Genomic DNA, 18794 nt, shown 5'->3' with positions numbered 1-18794 from the left:
ACCCCGCACCCGACACTCACCCCCACCCCAACCCCTGAGCCGACGCCCACCCCAACCCCGGCACCGGAGCCCTCCGCCGCAACCCCGACAACCTGAGAGGCGGACCGCAAGCCCCCTGCTCAAGCGCTGGAACTGGGCCGCGCCGTACTGCGGCGCCCGCCCCTCTGCGCCATCCCGCCCCACCGCAACGTCCGATGAACCCGCAAGCGCGTCCTCCGAATCGCCGGACGTGAACCACTGCTCCCGGCCAACGTCCGAAGGACCTGCAGGCACGTTCTCCGAATCGTCGGACGTGAGCCACTGCTCCCGGCTAACGTCCGAAGGACCTGCAGGCATGGTCTCCGAATCGTCGGACGTTACGAATGGCTGAGGGGGATGGGACCGCGCCGTTGCCGGTCTCCTTCCCGCACAGCAACCACAGCCCGACAACCCCAGGCGACGTGAAGCCGACTTCGCCGCCTCGCCATCCACCGCAACCACCGCGGCGCCCAGCCACCCGTCCTTGTAGTCGGCCGGCAGCGCCGATCAGCTACAGCCCACGCCTCCGGCCGAGTCCTTCCGCGCCCCACCCCACCCGACCGCCAAAGTAGGCCACCCGAACTGGCCGCCCAGAACGGCGAGCCGCCGAGCGCGGCTTCACAGGGACTCACCTTGAGCACCCACCAACCATCTGATGCCCACCGAAACGGTCGAACCGTGCTCAACGTCACCCCGCCCACCGCACCTAGAGCACCCCTCAACCACCTTCCGTCCGCACACATGGCTGACCCGTGCTCAACGTCGTACCGACCACCGCACCTTGAGCACCCCTCAGCCACCGTCCGGCCGCATACATGGCTGACCCGTGCTCAACGTCGTACCGGATCGGGTGGAGCCCCATAACCAACTTGCCTGAAGGCGGACCCAGACGCCATCACAATCGCCCGGAATCCTCCCGCCCCCGCGTGACCACCTCCGCCCCCTGCAGTTGTGATGGCCCCCGTGTCCATGCCCCGCGACTGAACCCACCGCACCCCGCGACCGAAGCCACCGTGCGCTCGTGAGGGAAGCCGCCGTGCCTCGCGACTGAAGCCACCGTGCGAGTGTGAGGAGTCGGCCGTCGAGTGGGTGGACCGTGTCGCTGGATATCGATTGCCTGCGACATTCTCCTCACACTCGGTGGAACCCCTCGGCCCAGGTGGCGAGCCCCGCGACTGAAGCCACCGTGCGTCGCGAGTGAAGCCACCGTGCGCCCGCGACCGACGCCACCGTGCGTGGGAGCGGTGGGTTTGGTTAGGGGGTGGGGTGGATTTGGTGCCAGGTTCGGGGGCCGGAGCGGATTACTAGTGGGGTTGCGGGGTCGACCGGGTGGGTGGGGTCGGTGGCTCGGGTGTTGTTGATGGTTACTGCTCCTTGGTGGATCAGGCGGCGGAGTTGGGAGCGGGTTTCGGTGGGGCGGACGGCGGCCAGGAGGTCTAGGACGGTGGTTACGGGGTGGTCCAGGACGACAGTGGGGATGTTGGTGGGTTGGGTTCGGTGGGTGAAGGTTTGCTGGAAGGACTGCAGCTCGGCGCGGGCGGTTCCGGCGCCGTGGTAGCGCGTGACCACGGCCGCGGCTAGGCGGAGTTTGGCGTCTCGGGCTGCGGGGCCGCCGGCTTCGGCTGAGGCGGCTAGGGCGGCGACGGTTTCGAGGGGGAGTTCGGTGTAGACGTGGGCGTACGGCTCGACCAGTTCGTCCGGGATGCTCATGAGCTTGCCGAATTTGTCTCGCGGCGTATCGGTTAGACCGATGTAGTTGTTCAAGGACTTCGACTGTTTGGCGCGCCCGTCGAGACCCGGCGTGATCGTCGTGGTGATGACAACCTGCGGCGCCATCCCCAGACGCTGCTGGAAGTGCCGTCCCAGCTGCTCGTTGAACAGCTGATCCGACCCCACGATCGTCAGATCACTTCGCATCGCGAAACTGTTGTACCCCTGCAACACCGGGTACACCAGCTCATGTACGCCGATCTCCCGCCCGGCCTCGACCCGCGCCCGGAACATGTCCCGGCTCATCAGCTGCGCCTGTGTCACCTGCCCGAACAGCCCGAGCAGTTCCGCGATCCGCATCCCGTCGTACCACTCCGAGTTCCGCCGCACCTCGAAGACCGAAGGTTCGGTCCGAAGCACCAACGAAACCTGCTCCAGGAACGACGAAGCGTTCGCCGAGATCTCTTCAGGGGTCAGCACCGGGCGGGTGTCGGAGCGGCCGGTCGGGTCGCCGACGCGGGTGGTGAGGTCGCCGAGCAGGAAGACGACCTGGTGGCCGAGGTCCTGCAGTTGGCGCATCATCCAGAGGTTGACCGCGTGCCCGAGATGCAGGTCCGGCGCGGTCAGGTCGACGCCGTACTTGATCCGCAGCGGCCGACCAGCAGCCAGGCGTTCACGCAGGTCGGCTTCGCCGATGATCGCGTCGGTGGTGCGGCGTAATCGGCCGATCACGGCCAAAGGATCGTTCATGAGGGTGCTCCAAGAAGAAGAATGAATGGAGACACCCAGCGACAGCGCCTCCGGCAACAGAAGAGGAGGCTCTGGATGGAGCGAGGTGGGTACTACCGAACGCCGGCTCCTCCCAGAGCCGGTCGATACGTCACACGTCGCATGATCACGGCACCACGCTAACACGCACCCATTCGGCCCGCAGCGCGATATCCGCATACCCTCGTGGGGTGACGCAGGAGCTGGTGGTGTTGCTGGACGAGCAGGGCCGGTCGATCGGGACCGAGGCCAAGGCGACGGTTCACCATGCCCACACCCCTTTACATCTGGCCTTCTCCAGTTATGTCGTGGACGACCGCGGCCGGGTGCTGATCACCCAGCGGGCGTTCGGCAAACCGACCTGGCCCGGTGTCTGGACGAACAGTTGCTGCGGGCACCCGCTGCCCGGTGAACCGATCGAGGACGCCGTCGTACGGCGGCTGTCCGACGAGCTCGGGATCAGCGACGGCACGGTCGAGCTCGTGCTGCCCGAGTTCCGCTACCGCGCCGAGATGCCGAACGGGATGGTCGAGAACGAGGTCTGCCCGGTCTACCGGGTCCGCTGGTCCGGCGACCCGGAACCCGCTCCGGACGAGGTCGCGGCGTACCGCTGGATCGAGTGGTCCGAGATCCGCGCCGTACCGGGGCTGTCGCCGTGGGCCGAGTTGCAGCTCGACGAACTCGACCAGCTCGGCCCGGCGCCGGCCGATTGGGCGGTCGCCGACGAAAACCTGCTGCCACCGGCGGCCCGTCCCTGATAGAACCGTCAGCATGGTGGATATTCGGCCCGTGCTGACCGACGCGGACTACGAGGCCTGGCGGGAAGTGCGCATCGCGGCCATGCCGTACGAGCGCTGCCCGAGCGTGGCGGAGCTGCGTGAGTTGGAGAGCCCGGTGCGCTTGCTGCTCCTGGCCGAGGTGGACGGGAAGGTCGTCGGGCACGGCATGGCCGACCGCTCGTCGGAGGCCGGTCGTGCTGTTGTCGCAGCACGTGTTCGTCCGGAAGCTCGCCGTCAGGGTGTGGGTACGGCGATGTTGCGGCCGCTGGTCGACCATGCCGTTGCCCAGGGCTACGAGTTCGGCGGGACCAGTGTCGACGACGAGGGATCGTTCGTGTTCGCCCAGCGGTTCGGGTTCACCGAGACCGGGCGCCAGGTCGAGCAGCTCCGCGCGATCGGTGACGAACCGCGGCCGCCCGCACCCACGGAGTACCGGATCGTGTCGGTGGCGGAGCGGCCGGAGCTGTGGGCGCAGGCGTATGAGCAGGTCGCGCTGCCGACGTTCCCGGACATGGACCTGGCCTGGCCGATGCAGGTGTCGCCCGAGGAGTGGGCCACTGAGTGGATCAACGATCCGGCGGCGATGTTCCTGGCCGTCGACGGTGACGAGGTGATCGGGCTCGCCGGGCTGATCCCGGATCCCGATCAGCCGCAGCGCGCCGAGGTCGGTTACACCGCCGTACGGCGGGACTGGCGTGGCAAGGGGGTTGCGTCAACGCTGAAGCGGACGAGCGCCGCGTGGGCCGCCGAGAACGGGCTGACCGAGATCTACACGTGGACCCAAGAGGGCAACGCCAACATGCGGGCGCTGAACGAACACCTCGGCTTCCGCTACGGCCTGACCAGCATCACCGTCCGCGGCCCGCTACCCCTGCAGTTCCCGGAGTAGCTCAGCTCCGGACCACGCTCGCCGGTTGACCTCTGCCGCGCGGATGAGCTCAACCAACCGAGCGTTGACGGGGGCGGTCCGGCCGAGTTCGGAGGCGAGGCGGACGACTTCGCCGTTCAGGTAGTCGATCTCGGTGGTTCGGCCGGCTTGCAGGTCCTCCCACATCGACGTCCGGGCCAACGGGTCGATCGCCAGCATCGCCCCGGCCAGCCGCCGGAACAGAAAGTCCGGCAGCCGCAGAATGGTCGGGAACCGTCGCATCGGCACCCGCAGGATCTGCGCCGGCTCAAGCCCCTTCGCCGCGAGCAACTCCAGCGTCTCGGCCTGGGCCGCCGCCAAACACCGCCGGAACGCCCGCTGCGACAACTCGTCCCGCAGCGGCACATCCGACAGCGCGTTGATCGGGTTGTTCAGATTCAGCAGCAGCTTCGCCCACTGCACCGGCAGGATGTCGTCGTGCTGCTTCAGCGGCAACCCAGCCTGCTCGAAAGCCCCGACGTACGGCGTCAGTGCCGCGTCCCGCTGGATATCGAGCGCGCCCTCCGTGCCCTGATGAAAATGCCCGCCCCCGCTGTTCAGCACGTTGAACGGAACCATCCCGGTCAGGACCCGCTGCTCGGTCAACCGCTGAGCCAGGGTCGAGCCGTTCCGGATCCCGTTCTGAAAGCTCACCACCACCGCACCCGGCTTGAGCACCCCGGCCAGCTCGTCAGCGGCGGCCGCGGTCGCGGCCGATTTCACCGTCACCAGGACCAGATCCGCCTCGGCCGCCGCCGCAGGTGTCGTCTCGTACCGGACCGCTCCAGGCTCGACCCGCAGCTCCGCGCCCAGGTAGTCGGTCAGCCGCAGCCCGTGCGTGGCCAGCTCGCCGGCCATCCGCGGCCGCCCGACGAACGTCACCGGGCTCCCGCTCGCCGCCAGCCGCCCGCCCACATAACAACCGATTCCACCAGCTCCATATACGACGATCGCCATCCCAGGAGGTTAGTCTGTTGAGATGGCGGAGGGGGATCTGCTGGCGTTGGCCGAGGCCAAGGCCACCGAGGGGCGGGTAGAGGAGAGCATCGCCTTGTATCAGCAGGCTGTGGGCCTCGAACCGCTGCTCGAGGCTGCCCACCGCGCGCTGATCTCGCTGCATCTCATCCAAGGCGACCGCGCGGCCGCCGTCCGCCAGTACGACGCCCTCACCGAGATCCTGGCCGCCGTCCAGTCCATCCCGAGCCCGCAGACGACGGCCCTCCTGTTTTAGGGCGTGTCTCTCAATCCCCCGCCTACTGCGCGGAATTGAGAGACACGCCCTAGTGCAATCGGACTCGCGGGTCTAGGAACGCGTAAGCGACATCGACGAGGATGTTCGCGACCACGACCGCGGCCGACGCGAACAGCACGATGCCGATGATCACCGGTAGATCCTGGCGGTTGATCGCGGTGACCACGGTCTGGCCCAGGCCCGGAAGGCTGAACACGGTCTCGGTCACCACGACACCACCGACCAGCTGCCCGAGGTCGATCCCGAACTGCGTGACCACCGGCGTGAGCGCGCTGCGCAGCCCATGCCGGACGACCACCCGACTCTCCCGGATCCCCTTCGACCGCGCCGTACGGATGTAGTCCTCGCCCAGTACGTCGAGCATCGAGCCGCGCGTCAACCGCGTGTACGTCGCCGCCAGCAGCAACGCGAGCGCGATCCACGGCAACACCAGGTGCTGGAGCCAGGCCCCCGGCCCGGCGGTGAACGGCGTATACCCACCGGCCGGGAACCAGTCGAAACCGGCCAGGGTGAGCTTGAAGTACAGGAAGTACAGCAACAGCAGACCGAGCAGGAATGACGGGAACGAGTAGAAGAACAACGCGAACATCGTCAGTCCACGATCGGCCAGCGACCGCGGATGCACCGCCGAGATGACGCCGTTCGTGACTCCGAGGAGCAGCCACAGTACGGCGGCGCCGAGGGCCAGCGACAACGTGACCGGTAAGGCCTGTCCGATGATCGTTGTCACCGGCACCTGGTGGTAGTAGTCGTACCCGAGATCGCCCTGCACGGCGTTCGTGACGAAGTTCAGGTACTGCTTCCAGACCGGAAGGTCGAGACCGAGCCGGTGCTGGATCAGTGCGATCGTCTCCGGGGTGGCCTGGCGGCCGGCCAGCGTCTGCGCAACGTTGCTGGGGGCAATGAAGAACAGCGCGAAGATGGCCATCGAGATCAGCCACAGCACCAGCACCCCGTGCCCGAGGCGGCGGAGCAGAAAACGAGCCATCACAAGCCTCCTACGTCCGGTCGGCGCGCGGGTCGAAGGCGTCCCGGACGCCGTCGCCGAACAGGTTGAACGCGAGCGTCGTGATCAGCAGGGCCAGACCGGGGAAGAGGATGTACCACCAGGACGTCGTGTAGTAGTTCTGCGACGAGTTGATCATTCCGCCCCAGTCGGCGGTTGGTGGTGGCAGGCCGAGTCCGAGGAACGACAACGTCGCCTGGGTCACGATCACCACCGGCACCAGCAAGGTCGTGTAGACGATGACCGGTGCCAGCACGTTCGGCAGCACGTCGACGAACATGATCCGGCCGTCACTCGCCCCCAGCGACCGGGCTGCCTCGACGAACTCGCGTTCGCGCAGGGACAGCACCTGGCCGCGGACGATCCGGGCCACCGACGCCCAGCTGAAGAAGCCGATCACCAGCACGGTCACGGTCAGGCTCGGCCCGGTGATGGACACCAGGGCGATCGCCACCAGCAGGAACGGGACCGACAGCACCACGTCGATCAGTCGCGTCAAGATCGTGTCGGTGATCCCCCCGAGGAACCCCGCGGCAAGACCCAGTACGACGCCGACCACGACCGTGATCGCGGTCGCGAACACCCCCACCAGCAGCGACACCCTGGCGCCGTACGCGATCCGGACCAGGATGTCCCGGCCCAGGTCGTCGGTGCCGAACCAGAAGGTGCCGTTCGGCGCGCGCGGCAACCCCTCCGGCGTCAGACCGATATCGCGGTACTGCTCGTTCGGCGGATGCCCGGTGATCGCGGCGAAGACTGGCGCGAACACCGCCATCAGCACGATCAGGACGATCACCACGAGCGAGATCATCGCCACCTTGTCCCGCCGCAGCCGCCGCAACGCCAGTACCAGCGGGCTGCGCCCCTCGATCGCCTTCGGCTCGTCCAGTACGTCGACGAGCTCCAATGTGGCCGTCATGACGCCTGCAAATCGGGTACGGCGGTGGACAGGTCCTCGCCGAGTGTCAACGGATGCAGGCACGCCGTCCGATGGTCGTCGGTGTCCTCCAGTACGGCGACCAATGGCGGCTCGATCGACGCACAGTCGGCCCGGGCCTTCGGGCACCGCGTGTGGAACCTGCACCCCTCCGGCGGGTTCGTCGCGGCGGGGATGTCGCCCCCGAGGATGATCTGCTCCCTGCTGTCGGCGGTGTCCGGGTCGGCGACCGGTAGCGCCGACAGCAGGGCCCGGGTATACGGATGCCGGGTCTGGCCGAACAGTTCGTCCGTCGGCGCCAGCTCGGCGATCCTGCCCAGGTACATGACCGCGATCCGGTCGCTCACATGCCGGACCACGGAGAGGTCGTGCGAAATGAACACGTAGGTCAGGTCCAGCTCCCGCTGGAGATCGGCCAGCAGGTTGATGATCTGGGCCTGGATCGACACGTCCAGCGCGGAGACCGGTTCGTCGCAGATGATCAGCTTCGGGCGGAGTGCAAGGGCGCGCGCGACTCCGATTCGTTGCCGTTGGCCCCCGGAGAACTCGGCCGGGAACCTGTTGTAGTGCTCGGGATTCAGGCCGACGAGCTCCATCAGCTCCTGAACCTTCTTCTTGCGTTCGTTGCCGGAGGCAATCCCGTGGATGGCGAACGGGTCGCCGATGATCGATCCGACCCGCCGGCGTGGATTGAGCGAACCGTACGGGTCCTGGAAGATCACCTGGATCTCCCGGCGGATCGGCCGCATCGCTCGCCGGGACAGGGCGCTGATCTCGGTACCCTCAAACGACACCGAGCCCGACGTCACGTCGTACAGATGAGCCATGCAACGGGCCAAGGACGACTTGCCGCAGCCGGTTTCGCCAACCAGGCCAAGGGTCTCGCCTTTGAAGACCTCGAGCGAGACACCGTCGACTGCCCGGACCACCTCCTTTGAGTGCGTCGGGAACTCCTTGCGAACGTTGTCCACCTTCAGCAGTACGTCGTTCATGACGCGATCGCCTCGCTTGCCTGAACCGGGAGCCAGCAGGCCGATTGGTGCCGCGGCCCGATGTCGGCCAACGGCGGTGCATCGGTCCGGCACTTGTCGAACACGTGCGGGCAGCGGGACGCGAACGGACAGCCCTTCGGCAGGCTGATCAGACTCGGCGGACTGCCCGGGATCGGGGTCAGCCGTTCGCCGCTCCGCGCCGGCAGTGACGCGAGCAGTCCCTGGGTGTACGGGTGGTGGTTGCGATAGAAGATGTCCCGGCGTGGTGCCCGCTCCATCACAGTCCCGGCGTACATCACCACGACCTCGTCGGCCATCTCGGCGACCACGCCGAGATCGTGGGTGATCAGGACGATCGCCGTACCGAACTGCTGTTGCAGGCGTCGCATCACGTTCAGGACCTGGGCCTGCACGGTCACGTCGAGTGCGGTGGTCGGCTCGTCCGCGATCAGCAGCGCCGGGTCGAGTGCCATCGCCATCGCGATCATCACCCGCTGCCGCATCCCGCCGGAGAACTGATGCGGATAGTCGTCGATCCGTTCCTCGGCCCGCGGGATGCCGACCAGCGTGAGCAGTTCGGCGGCCCGCTTCCGGGCATCCTGCTTGCTGATCTCGTGGTCGTGCGCGCGGATCATCTCGACGATCTGCCAGCCGATCCGGTAGTGCGGATGCAGGCTCGACAACGGGTCCTGAAAGATCATCCCGATCCGGGCGCCCCGCAGACGGCGGAGCGTCGACTGGTCCGCGGTGATCAGGTCGGTGCCGTCGAAGTACGCCGTACCGGACACTGTCGCACCGCGGGTCAGACCGGTGACCGTCTGCGTGGACACGCTCTTGCCGGAGCCGGACTCGCCCACCACCGCGAGGGTCTGTCCGGCCTCGACATCGAACGACAGGCCCCGGACGGCGCGGACGGTACCGTCCGCGGTGTCGAAGGAGACCCTTAGGTCTCTTACTTCAAGCAGAGCCATGAGGTCAGCCGCCCTGCTTGTCCTTGGAGAGCCAGACGTTGGCTGGGTCGAAGTTCTGCAGGGACGGTACGTAGACGGCGTTCTGCACCTGGGAGGCGTGGTAGTTCGCCTGCTTGTTGTTGGTGAGCGGGAAGAACGGCGCCTGGTCCATCACCCGGGCGTCGGCCTTGGCCCACAGCTCGGCGGCCTCGTCCTCGGTCTGCGCCTTGGCGGCTTGCTGGATCAGCGTGTTGGTCTCGGCGTCGTCGTACAGGCCGAAGTTGCTGCCGACCGGCGGGAACGCCGCCTTGCCGTAGAACAGCGGCTTGAAGAACGACAGCGCCGCGTTGCCGTACCAGTCCGCGCCCCAGCCGGCCAGGGACATGTCCCAGACACCCTTCTGCGCCACGGTCGGTACCTGCAGATACTTCACGTAGAAGTCCGAGTTCGGCGACGGTACGCCGGTCACCGTGATTCCGGCCTTCGACAGGTCCTGCTGGATCGTCTGGAACGCCTTGCTGCTGCCCTCGGCCGCGTTGCGGTAGAGGAACTTCAGCGTGAGGTTCGGGTAGCCGGCCTCGGCGAGCAGTTGCTTGGCCTTGTCCGGGTCGTACGGGTACGGGTCGATCTGCTTGGAACCGACGATCACGTCCGGGAGCACGTGGGTGAGCGGGGGAGCGAGCGTCTTGCCGCCGAGCACCTGCAGGACGTGGTCGCGGTTGATCGCGTAGCTGATCGCCTGCCGGACCTTCGGGTTCGCCAGCGCCTTGTTGTTGTTCGGCGAGGCGGTGTTGTAGATGACGTACGGGTTGGAGCCCGCGGTGTCACCGATCTGCAGGTTCGGATCCTTCTTGGCCTGCAAAGCCGGCAGTTGCGACGGCGGTGGCGCGACATCGAACTCCATGTCGGCATTCGGCGTACCGGTCTGCAGTTGCTGCTGGATCGAGTCCTGGGTCAGCCCTTGGGTGACCACGACCTTGTCGACGTACGCCTTGCGGACCGGGTCGCTGGCGGGATCCCAGGCGGGGTTGCGGGAGTACGTGATCGACTTGCTCGGCACCCACGAGTCGACCTTGTACGGGCCGTCGGCGGGGAAGTTGTTGCCGAGCTCGGTGCTGGCCGGGAGGTACTTCAGCGACTCGACCGGAGCCGGCGAGAAGGCCGGCAGCGTCAGCATGTCGACGAAGTAGCTGGCCGGCTGGGTGAGGTGGAAGACGACCGTGCTGTCGTCCTTCGCCTCGACACCGGGCAGCGGGGTCTTCTCGATGTAGTCCTGGATCCCGGCGACCGTCTTCGGCGCCTTGGCGAATCCGTCGGCGAACTTCTGGTAACCCACGATCAGGTCGGCGAAGTCCGGCGTACCGCCGAAGGGCTGGACCGGGTTCGCGGTCCGCTTGACGCCGCGGACCACATCGGCCGCGGTGACCTGGCGGGCCGGTGTCGTCCCCCACTTCACGCCCGGACGGATCTTGATCGTGTACGTCTTCCCGTCCGCGCTGATCCCGCCGTTCGCGGTGGTCGGGATCTCCGGCGCGATGTCCGGGACCGGCGTGGTGTTCTTGCCGTTGAGTTCGGCCGGATAGGTGAACAGCTGGCGGCTCCACAGGCGTAAGCTCAGATAGCCGACGGAGTAGTAGCTGATATTCGGATCCATGTAGTCGACGTCCTGTGCGCCGAGCATGTTCAGCGTTCCACCGGCGACCGGTGCACCGGCGGTGCCACCGGATCCGGTCGGCGATCCGCCGTTGCTGCTGCAGGCGGCGAGCAACAGGCTCGCCACGGCGGCAAGGGATAGGGCCGCCAGCCTCTTTCGTGCCATGTGTCCTCCTCCAGGACTGGATGGCCTGAAATTAGGACTTCCGGACCCGGCCGGAACGGCGATCACCCAAGCGTCAAGGAGTTGTCATCTGGCTCCGGGGCGAACATGACGGATTCATGACAGCCGTAACCGCCGTCCGGACCGCTGGTGAGCGACACTGGTCCCGTGGCACACAGCCTGTTGCTGGTCGACGACGAGCCCCGCATCCGCCGGGTACTGCGGCTCGCCCTGGAAGACGAGGGCTACGAGGTCGCGGAGGCGGCCAACGGGTTCGACGCGCTCGCGGCGCTGCGCCGGCAACCACCGGACGTGGTCCTGCTCGACATCATGCTGCCGGACCGCGACGGGTTCGCCGTCTGCCGCGAGATCCGGCGGAACAGCGACGTACCGGTGATCATGGTGACCGCGCGGACCGACAGCCACGACGTGGTCGCCGGGCTGGAGGCCGGGGCGGACGATTACGTGACCAAGCCGCTGGTCGCCAAGGAGCTGTCGGCCCGGATCCGCGCCCTGCTGCGCCGGGTCGAGCCCGCCAACGCGCGGCAGCCCGACGTACTGGTCGTGGGTGATCTGACCATCGACGTACCGGGGGCCGAGGTGACGCGGGGTGACACGGTGCTGCCGCTGACGCGGACCGAGTTCAAGCTGCTGGCCGAGCTGGCCGGGGCCGAGGGTCGGGTGCTGTCGCGGGAGCAGTTGCTGTCCAAGGTGTGGGGCTACGGGTACTTCGGGGACAGCCGGATCGTCGACGTACACATCCGGCGGTTGCGGCTGAAGATCGAGCACGACCCGGCCAGCCCGACGCACCTCGTGACGGCCCGCGGTCTCGGCTATCGATTGGTGAGCTGAGTTGCGGCTCCTGGGCAGCACGAGTCTGCGCGGGCGGGTGACGATCGCCTACGGCCTGCTCGCGCTCGGGCTGTCGCTGGTGCTCGCGATCGTCACGTGGAGCATCGTCTCGGACTACCTGACCGAACAGCGCCGAGAGTCCGCGATCAGCCAGACCGCCGACAACGCGGCCGCCTTCCGTTACGGTCTGTACGGCGCCTCGACGCCCTGCACGCCGGCCCGGCTGCGGGTGGAGTGCGTTCCGGCGGAGCCGAGACCGGGCGTGACGCCGATGGATGTGCTGAACAGCCTGCCGACGAGCGACTCGGCCGCCTCGATGGTCTACGTCGACGGCGAGTGGTACTCGCTGACCGGCCGTCCCGAGGACCTGCCGCAGAACCTGATCCAGTCGGCCCGACTGGGGACGGCGACCGACCAGCGGATCGTCGTGAGCGGTCAGCGGGTGCTCGCGGTCGGCGTACCGCTGGAGCGACCGGGGAATGCGCTCTTCGAGTGGCACCCCTTGTCCGGACTGGACGACACCCTGCAGACGCTGCGGCTCACCCTGATCGCCGCGACGATCGCGACTCTGCTGGTCGGCCTAGCGGTCGGCCGGCTGGCCAGCACGCTCGCGCTTCGTCCGTTGGCCGAGCTGACCAAGGTCGCCGACGCCGTCGCCCGCGGCCGCCTGGACGCCCGCCTGGACGCCGAGCAGGACCGCGACCTCGGCGGTATCGCCCGCTCCTTCAACCAGACCGCCGCCAACCTGGAACGCCGAGTCGCCGCCGACGCCCGCTTCGCCGGCGACGTCAGCCACGAACTCCGCACCCCGCTGATGACCATGCTCAACTCGATGCAACTCATCCAGAACCACCGCGCCGAACTCCCCGAAGCCGTCCGCGAACCAGTCGACCTCCTGGGCGACGACCTCGACCGCTTCCGCCGCCTGGTCATCGACCTCCTCGAGATCTCCCGCGACGACGGCGGCGACCGCGGCAGCCGCGAGATCGTCCGCATCGCCGACCTCGTCCGCGCCGCCGCCGACGCCGCCGCCGGCCGCCCCATCACCACCGTCGAACCACGCGCCGAATTCCTCGTCATGCAAGCCGACAAACGCCGCCTCGAACGAGTCATCGCCAACCTCGTCGAAAACGCCGAAGACCACGCCGGCGGCTGCAAAGGCGTCACCGTAGCCCCCGGCGGCCTAGGCGTCATCATCACCGTCGACGACGCCGGCCCCGGCATCGCCCCCGAAGACCGGGACCGCATCTTCGAACGCTTCGGCCGAGGCGAAACCAGCGGCCGAGGCCGCGGCGTAGGCCTAGGCCTGGCCATAGTCGCCCGCCACGTCATGTGGCACCAAGGCACCATCCAAGTAGCCACCAGCCCCACCAACGGCGCCCGCTTCGCCATCGAACTCCCCGCCAAATAACCCCCACGCCCGCACCCCCGCGCTCCCCGCGCAAAGGTGGGTCGGCTGCTCTTTGTGCACGACCCTCCACTTTGAGAACCCACCGACCATTTCGGCGGGCTCTGGGTGGTTGGTGGGTGCACAAAGATGCGATTCGTGCACAAGGGTGGGTCGGCTGCTCTTTGGGCGCTAGGCGCGAGGGGCGGGGCCGCGGGGCGCGGGGTGCGGGGCGGGGAGCGCGGGGTGAGGCGCGGGGTGCGGGAGGGAGGGTGCTGCGTGGTGGGCGGTTATTCGGGTGACGGGGGGTGGGCGGGTCGTTATGGTGGGGGCATGGCTACTTGCCTCTGTGTCTAGGTGTGCGACCCGCTTCCGTACCCGAAGTGTGTCCGTATGCCTTCACAGAGAGTTATAGTCATGATCACCGTCAGTGGTGTAGATCTTCGCGTCGGCGCTCGTTTGTTGCTGTCCGACCTTTCGTTTCATGTCGGCCCGGGGGATCGGGTCGGGCTTGTCGGGCGTAATGGCGCCGGCAAGACCACGTTGTTGAGGACGCTTGCGGGGGAAGAGCGCCCCGCGGCGGGGACAGTCACGGTTGCCGGTTCTGTCGGCTACCTGCCGCAGGACCCTCGCGCGGCCGACCCCGGTACGACGGTCACCGATCGGATCCTGTCCGCTCGTGACCTCGACACGGCGATCCGTGACCTGCGGAAGGCCGAAGCGGCCATGAGTACGGCGACTGGTGCCGCCCAGGAGCGCGCGATGGCGGCGTACGCACGAGCCGAGACGCGGTTTCAGGCGGGCGGCGGTTACGCCGCGGAGGCTGAGGCGGCTCGGTTGGCCGGGGGTGTTGGGATGCCGGTGCGGGCGTTGGAGCAGCCGGTGGGGGAGTTGTCCGGTGGGCAGCGGCGGCGGGTTGAGTTGGCGCGGATCCTGTTCGCGCAGCATGAGACGCTGCTGCTCGATGAGCCGACCAACCACCTGGACGCCGACTCGGTGGTGTGGTTGCGGTCGTTCCTGCTCGGGTACCCGGGTGGGCTGATCGTGATCAGTCACGACCGGGAGTTGCTCAAGGCAACGGTTAACCGCGTGTTCCACCTGGACCCGCAGCGGATCACGATCGACGTGCACAACACCGGCTGGAACAAGTACCTCCAGCAGCTCGAGCTCGACGAACGCCGCCGGACCCGGGAGCGGAACACGGCCGAGCGCAAGGCGGCGATCCTGCATGCCCAGTCGCGCAAGATGATGGCCGGGGCGAACACGACCGTTGCCGCGCGCAACATGGCGCGCCGGGCCGACAAACTCCTGTCCGGACTCGAACCTGCACGCCGTACCGATCGAGTAGCCAAGATCCGGCTGCCCGAACCTGCACCGTCCGGCAAGACGCCGCTGACCGCTCAAGGCCTCAAGAAGGCGTACGGCGGTCTGCAGGTACTCGACGGTGTCGACCTGGCGATCGACCGCGGCAGCAGAGTCGTCGTACTGGGCCTCAACGGCGCAGGCAAGACCACCCTGTTGCGGCTGCTCGCTGGTCGGGAAGAGGCGGACGCGGGTCGCGTCGTACCGGGTCATGGTCTGAGGCTCGGGTACTTCGCGCAGGAGCACGACACCCTGGACCTGGCAGGGACGGTCCGGCAGAACCTGGCGGCGGTTGCGCCCGGTCTGACCGACGGTGAGGTCCGGAATGTGCTCGGCTCGTTCCTGTTCAGTGGCGACGACGTGGACAAGCCGGCCGGCGTACTGTCCGGCGGCGAGAAGACCCGGCTGGCCCTGGCCGGCCTGGTTCACTCCGGCGCCAATGTGCTCCTGCTCGACGAGCCGACCAACAACCTGGACCCTGCCTCCCGCGACGAGGTCCTCGGCGCGGTCGGCAGCTACCCGGGCGCGATCGTCATGGTCACCCACGACGAGGGTGCCATCGAGGCACTGCGCCCGGACCGGGTCCTGATCCTGCCCGACGCCGACGAGGATCTGTGGTCCGACGACTACCTTTCCTTGGTCTCGTTGGCCTGAGAGTGGCCTGAGATTGGCCTGATGCTCGGATAGCTTCGGCCCGTGAGGAATCGTTCGGGACTGGCGGCGCTGGCCTTGGTGCTGGCGTCGCCAACCGCCCTGTCCGGCTGCGGCCTGGGGTGCGGCGCAGAACTGTCGGTGGAGCCGGTGACGATCGTCGGCCACGGGAAGCCGACCGTCGACCTGTCACTCAGCGCACGCCTGACCAAGGACGGCAAGCCGGTCGCCGGCGTCAAGGTGGAATTCGCTGGGCTGGGCTCGGAGGGCCTGGTCCTCGGACTCGCCGAAACCGACTCCAACGGCATCGCCCACCTGAACGCCCGGAACGCTCTCGGCCCGGAGTCGATGAACAGCCGGGAGGGCCCGACCTGGACCAGTTACCGGGCCCGGGTCTGGTACCTGCAGTCGACCGACGAGGCCGCTGACACGGTCTGCGCCAGGAAGGTCACGGCTCCCTTCAAGTTCACGCCCTGACCTCAACCCCGGGGTTGAGGCCGAGGTTCCACCCGGGAGCGAACTGCGGGCTGACGTCACCCAGGTTCTTTCCGAGGAGATTGGAGACAACGAAAACTCCTCGGAAAGGACCTTGAAATGTCGGCCCACGTTCTGCTGGCGATCTTGGTGGCGGGCTTCGTGCTGGTGCGGGTGGTCGGGCGGCAGCTCACCGGCTCGCTGGTCTCGCAGCGCTCGTTGTTCTTGATGCCGGGCGTCCTGCTCACCATCGGACTGCTCACGCTGTGGCCGGTCCTCGGCCAGGCGTCGCCTGGTGAGGTCGCCTTCCTCCTGCTCGACTGCGTGGTCCTGGTCGGCTTCGGCGTCGCCCGCGGCGCCAGCCTGCGACTCACCAGCACCCCGGACGGACTCTGGCAGAAGGGCACCGGTACGACGCTCCTGTTGTGGCTGCTGACGATCGGGATCCGGATCGGCGGTGCGGTGGTCTCGCAGGCGATCTGGCCGCACAACGCAGTGAGCGAGGCCTCGCTGGTCTTCACCATCGGCGTCACGATCGCGGCTCAGAGCGCGATGATCTACCGCCGGGCCCAGCAGTTGCACATCCCACTGGTAGCTCAGCGGGCATGATGAGACCGTGGAACTGACACTCCAGGACCGGGTACGGCGCTCCGCCGGACCCGGCATGGTGTTGCGGGCACTGCCCAGCGTGCTCGTCGTGTTCACGGTCGTCACGGCCGACGACGTGCGTCGGCTGCCTTTCCCGGTGCTCATCGCGCTCGCGGCGATCGTTGTCGTCAGCAACGGCTGGCTGCTCTTCCTGCAGGACGGTGAGCCGATCGGGCGCCGGGCGATCGCGCTGCTGGCTTTTGCGATCGCCGGCTCGTTGCTGTGGTTCGGGCTGCCGTCGAGCGCACTGATCGCTCTGCCGTACTGGGCCGCCCGCATGGCGGTTCGCTATCACCGTGCCGGTCCCGCGGAGTGGGTCGTCGTCGGCATCGCCACGCTCGGCGCAAGTCTTCCGCTGTATCTGTCCACGGATTCCCTCGGCGTGGCGTTCGGGGCCGTCTTCGGCATGGCCGCGCTGGTCCTCGCGTCGACCAACCGCCGCAATCGCGAGGTCCAGTTGGAGGAACGCGAGGTCTCGCTCGCCCGCAAACAGACGGCGCTCGAGGAACACGGTCGCGCGGCGGCATTGGCCGAGCGGGCGCGGATTGCGCGCGACGTACACGACGTACTGGCGCATTCACTGGCGGGGCTGTCGCTGAACCTGCAGGGCGCGCGGTTGATGCTGGTTCGCGACGGTGCGTCGGCGGAGGCGATCGAGCAGGTGACGCGGGCGCAAGGGCTCGCGGCCGAAGGATTGGCCGAGGCGCGGCGGGCGGTCGCGGCGCTGCGGGAGGATGCGGTCCCCGACGAACGAGCGCTCGCCGACCTCGTCACGGCGTACCGGCTGGACAGCGGCACCGCAGATTTCGAGATCGTCGGTACGCCGCGGGAGCTGCCTGCCGAGGTGATGACCGCGCTGTACCGGACGCTCCAGGAGGCCCTCGCCAATACGCGCAAACACGCGGTGGGCGCGCCGGTGGTGGCGACGGTGGAGTACGGCGAAGATGTCCGGCTCACCGTGCAGGACCGCCCGGGGCGGCGGCCGGATCGCGCCGCGCCGGGCGGTTATGGTCTGGTCGGGATGCGGGAACGGGCCGAGTTGCTGGGTGGTTCGCTGGTGGCCGGGCCTACCGCGGAGGGTTGGCGCGTCGAGCTGAAGGTGCCGGGATGAGTGTGCGGGTCGTGGTTGCCGACGATCAGCGGGTGGTTCGCGACGGCCTGGTGACGTTGCTGAAGCTGCTGCCCGGTATCGACGTGGTCGCGGCCGCCGCCGACGGCGCCGAAGCGGTCCAGTTGGTGGCCGAGCACAACCCGGACGTGTTGCTCGTCGACCTGCGGATGCCGAACGTCGACGGTGTCGAAGCGACCCGCCAGGTCCGCGCGGAGTATCCGCAGACCGAGGTCGTCGTACTCTCGACCTACAGCGATGACGACTCGGTGCTGTCCGCCCTGCGCGCGGGTGCCCGCGGCTTCCTCACCAAGGACGCCGATGCCGAAGCGATCGGCCGTGCCCTCGAAGCCGCGGCCGCAGGTCAGTCCATCCTCGACGCAGACGTCCAGCGCCGCCTGATCGAAGGCGCCACCGCGGCCCCGAAACCGGTCGACACCGGTCTCACCCCGCGCGAGCTCGACGTACTGCGCCTGATCGCCGAAGGTCTGTCCAACACCGAGATCGCCCGGCATCTGGTCGTCAGCGAGGCGACGGTGAAGACCCACATCAACCACCTGTTCGCCAAGGCCAACCTCCGTGACCGAGCCCAGGCCGTCGCCTACGCCTACCGGCTCGGTCTCGCCTGACGAATCGCGTCGAGCAGCAGATCGAGATGCCCGCGATGCTGCGCGGTCTCCTCGATCATGTGCAGGTAGACCCACCGCAGGGTCACAAACTGCTCCCCGAACGACGCCCGCTTCGCCTGCTCGTCCAGCGAACTGATCCGCCCCGCCACTGCGCGACTGGTCGCGCACGCATCGACGTACAGCTTCCGTAGCTCGGCCACGGTCTGCTCAGCCGCCGAGTGCCACTCCCAGTCGGGGTCCTGGTCGAAGGGTGCTGACCGCCACGGCTCAGAGCTCGGTACGTCGAGCAGTTTGCGGTGGAACCACAGGTCTTCCACGGCCGCCAGGTGCTTGATGATCCCGCCGACGGTCATGTCGGTGGCGCCGAGGACCCGGGTGGCCGCCTCGGTGTCCGACACCTGGTCGAGGGCCTTCAATACGCGGTCCCGGTGGAAGTCGAGGAACTGTTCGAGGGCGTCGCGCTCGTCCGCGGTCGTACTGGGATAAGTCACCGCTCAAGTTTCGCTCAAGAAACCTGAGGCGGTGGAAATTTACGGTGGCAGCGCCCA

18 protein-coding genes are annotated in these 18794 nt (G+C 67.9%); 10 read left to right on the top strand and 8 right to left on the bottom strand.

Translation table 11 applies throughout. The features are described 5' to 3' along the window. Nucleotides 1–1272: 1272 nt before the first annotated feature. Nucleotides 1273–2478: a tyrosine--tRNA ligase gene (gene tyrS, locus ABD231_RS40655; RefSeq protein WP_344165376.1), complete on the bottom strand. Its 1206-nt coding sequence runs from the start codon at nucleotides 2476–2478 to the stop codon at nucleotides 1273–1275. Between the two features lie 209 nt (nucleotides 2479–2687). Between tyrS and idi the strand changes: the two genes are divergently transcribed. Both idi and ABD231_RS40645 read left to right on the top strand, forming a co-directional pair. Further along, nucleotides 2688–3254 carry an isopentenyl-diphosphate Delta-isomerase gene (gene idi / locus ABD231_RS40650; RefSeq protein ID WP_344165373.1) on the top strand — a complete coding sequence of 189 codons (567 nt, stop codon included), beginning with the start codon at nucleotides 2688–2690 and terminating at the stop codon, nucleotides 3252–3254. 13 nt (nucleotides 3255–3267) lie between these two features. Continuing rightward, entirely contained in the window at nucleotides 3268–4164 is an 897-nt protein-coding gene (locus tag ABD231_RS40645) for a GNAT family N-acetyltransferase (RefSeq protein ID WP_344165370.1), read from the top strand. Here ABD231_RS40645 and ABD231_RS40640 read toward each other — a convergent pair. Further along, nucleotides 4141–5139, bottom strand: a complete 999-nt coding sequence (locus tag ABD231_RS40640) for a 2-dehydropantoate 2-reductase (RefSeq protein WP_344165367.1) — start codon at nucleotides 5137–5139, stop codon at nucleotides 4141–4143. The two genes, ABD231_RS40645 and ABD231_RS40640, sit on opposite strands and share 24 nt — an antisense overlap. 22 nt (nucleotides 5140–5161) lie before the next feature. On the opposite strand from ABD231_RS40640, the gene ABD231_RS40635 reads away from it, so the two are divergent. Then, nucleotides 5162–5413 carry a BTAD domain-containing putative transcriptional regulator gene (locus ABD231_RS40635; RefSeq protein ID WP_344165364.1) on the top strand — a complete coding sequence of 84 codons (252 nt, stop codon included), beginning with the start codon at nucleotides 5162–5164 and terminating at the stop codon, nucleotides 5411–5413. Between the two features lie 49 nt (nucleotides 5414–5462). Here the strand turns inward: ABD231_RS40635 and ABD231_RS40630 are convergent, their stop codons facing one another. From ABD231_RS40630 to ABD231_RS40610, 5 genes are read right to left on the bottom strand one after another with little or no spacing between them, the layout of a single operon-like run. Continuing rightward, complete coding sequence (locus tag ABD231_RS40630) at nucleotides 5463–6422, bottom strand: ABC transporter permease (protein ID WP_344165361.1); 960 nt, start codon at nucleotides 6420–6422, stop codon at nucleotides 5463–5465. A gap of 10 nt (nucleotides 6423–6432) precedes the next feature. Further along, nucleotides 6433–7359, bottom strand: coding sequence for an ABC transporter permease (locus ABD231_RS40625; RefSeq protein ID WP_344165358.1), 927 nt, complete (start codon nucleotides 7357–7359; stop codon nucleotides 6433–6435). Further along, the gene (locus ABD231_RS40620; RefSeq protein WP_344165355.1) at nucleotides 7356–8369 is read right to left on the bottom strand and encodes an ABC transporter ATP-binding protein; all 1014 of its coding nucleotides are present in this window, start codon (nucleotides 8367–8369) and stop codon (nucleotides 7356–7358) included. The genes ABD231_RS40625 and ABD231_RS40620 overlap by 4 nt, the downstream gene beginning before the upstream one ends. After that, nucleotides 8366–9340, bottom strand: a complete 975-nt coding sequence (locus ABD231_RS40615) for an ABC transporter ATP-binding protein (RefSeq protein WP_344165352.1) — start codon at nucleotides 9338–9340, stop codon at nucleotides 8366–8368. Before ABD231_RS40615 ends, ABD231_RS40620 begins: the two co-directional genes overlap by 4 nt. A gap of 4 nt (nucleotides 9341–9344) precedes the next feature. Continuing rightward, nucleotides 9345–11138 (bottom strand): ABC transporter substrate-binding protein, encoded by a 1794-nt coding sequence (locus tag ABD231_RS40610; RefSeq protein WP_344165350.1) that lies wholly within the window; start codon nucleotides 11136–11138, stop codon nucleotides 9345–9347. A 165-nt stretch (nucleotides 11139–11303) separates the two neighbouring features. On the opposite strand from ABD231_RS40610, the gene ABD231_RS40605 reads away from it, so the two are divergent. From ABD231_RS40605 to ABD231_RS40575, 7 genes are all read left to right on the top strand, one after another. Further along, on the top strand, nucleotides 11304–11987 hold the full coding sequence (locus tag ABD231_RS40605; RefSeq protein ID WP_344165348.1) for a response regulator: 684 nt from the start codon (nucleotides 11304–11306) through the stop codon (nucleotides 11985–11987). Nucleotide 11988: 1 nt separating this feature from the next. Next, on the top strand, nucleotides 11989–13398 hold the full coding sequence (locus ABD231_RS40600) for an ATP-binding protein (protein WP_344165345.1): 1410 nt from the start codon (nucleotides 11989–11991) through the stop codon (nucleotides 13396–13398). 393 nt (nucleotides 13399–13791) lie between these two features. Continuing rightward, entirely contained in the window at nucleotides 13792–15390 is a 1599-nt protein-coding gene (locus ABD231_RS40595) for an ABC-F family ATP-binding cassette domain-containing protein (protein ID WP_344165342.1), read from the top strand. 42 nt (nucleotides 15391–15432) lie between these two features. Further along, on the top strand, nucleotides 15433–15864 hold the full coding sequence (locus ABD231_RS40590) for a hypothetical protein (protein WP_344165339.1): 432 nt from the start codon (nucleotides 15433–15435) through the stop codon (nucleotides 15862–15864). A 117-nt stretch (nucleotides 15865–15981) separates the two neighbouring features. Beyond that, a complete protein-coding gene (locus ABD231_RS40585; protein ID WP_344165336.1) occupies nucleotides 15982–16470 on the top strand; it encodes a hypothetical protein in 489 nt (162 codons plus the stop codon). Between the two features lie 7 nt (nucleotides 16471–16477). Continuing rightward, nucleotides 16478–17620, top strand: a complete 1143-nt coding sequence (locus ABD231_RS40580) for a sensor histidine kinase (RefSeq protein ID WP_344165333.1) — start codon at nucleotides 16478–16480, stop codon at nucleotides 17618–17620. Beyond that, nucleotides 17617–18246, top strand: a complete 630-nt coding sequence (locus ABD231_RS40575) for a response regulator (protein ID WP_344165330.1) — start codon at nucleotides 17617–17619, stop codon at nucleotides 18244–18246. Before ABD231_RS40580 ends, ABD231_RS40575 begins: the two co-directional genes overlap by 4 nt. On the opposite strand, the gene ABD231_RS40570 is transcribed toward ABD231_RS40575, so the two are convergent. Beyond that, a complete protein-coding gene (locus tag ABD231_RS40570) occupies nucleotides 18225–18737 on the bottom strand; it encodes a DinB family protein (protein ID WP_344165327.1) in 513 nt (170 codons plus the stop codon). The genes ABD231_RS40575 and ABD231_RS40570 overlap by 22 nt on opposite strands. Nucleotides 18738–18794: the final 57 nt, after the last annotated feature.

The organism is Kribbella yunnanensis, from assembly GCF_039529655.1.
Taxonomy (GTDB): domain Bacteria; phylum Actinomycetota; class Actinomycetes; order Propionibacteriales; family Kribbellaceae; genus Kribbella; species Kribbella yunnanensis.
Note: the sequence above shows the minus strand (reverse complement) of the source record. Positions and strands in the feature narration are given on the sequence as shown.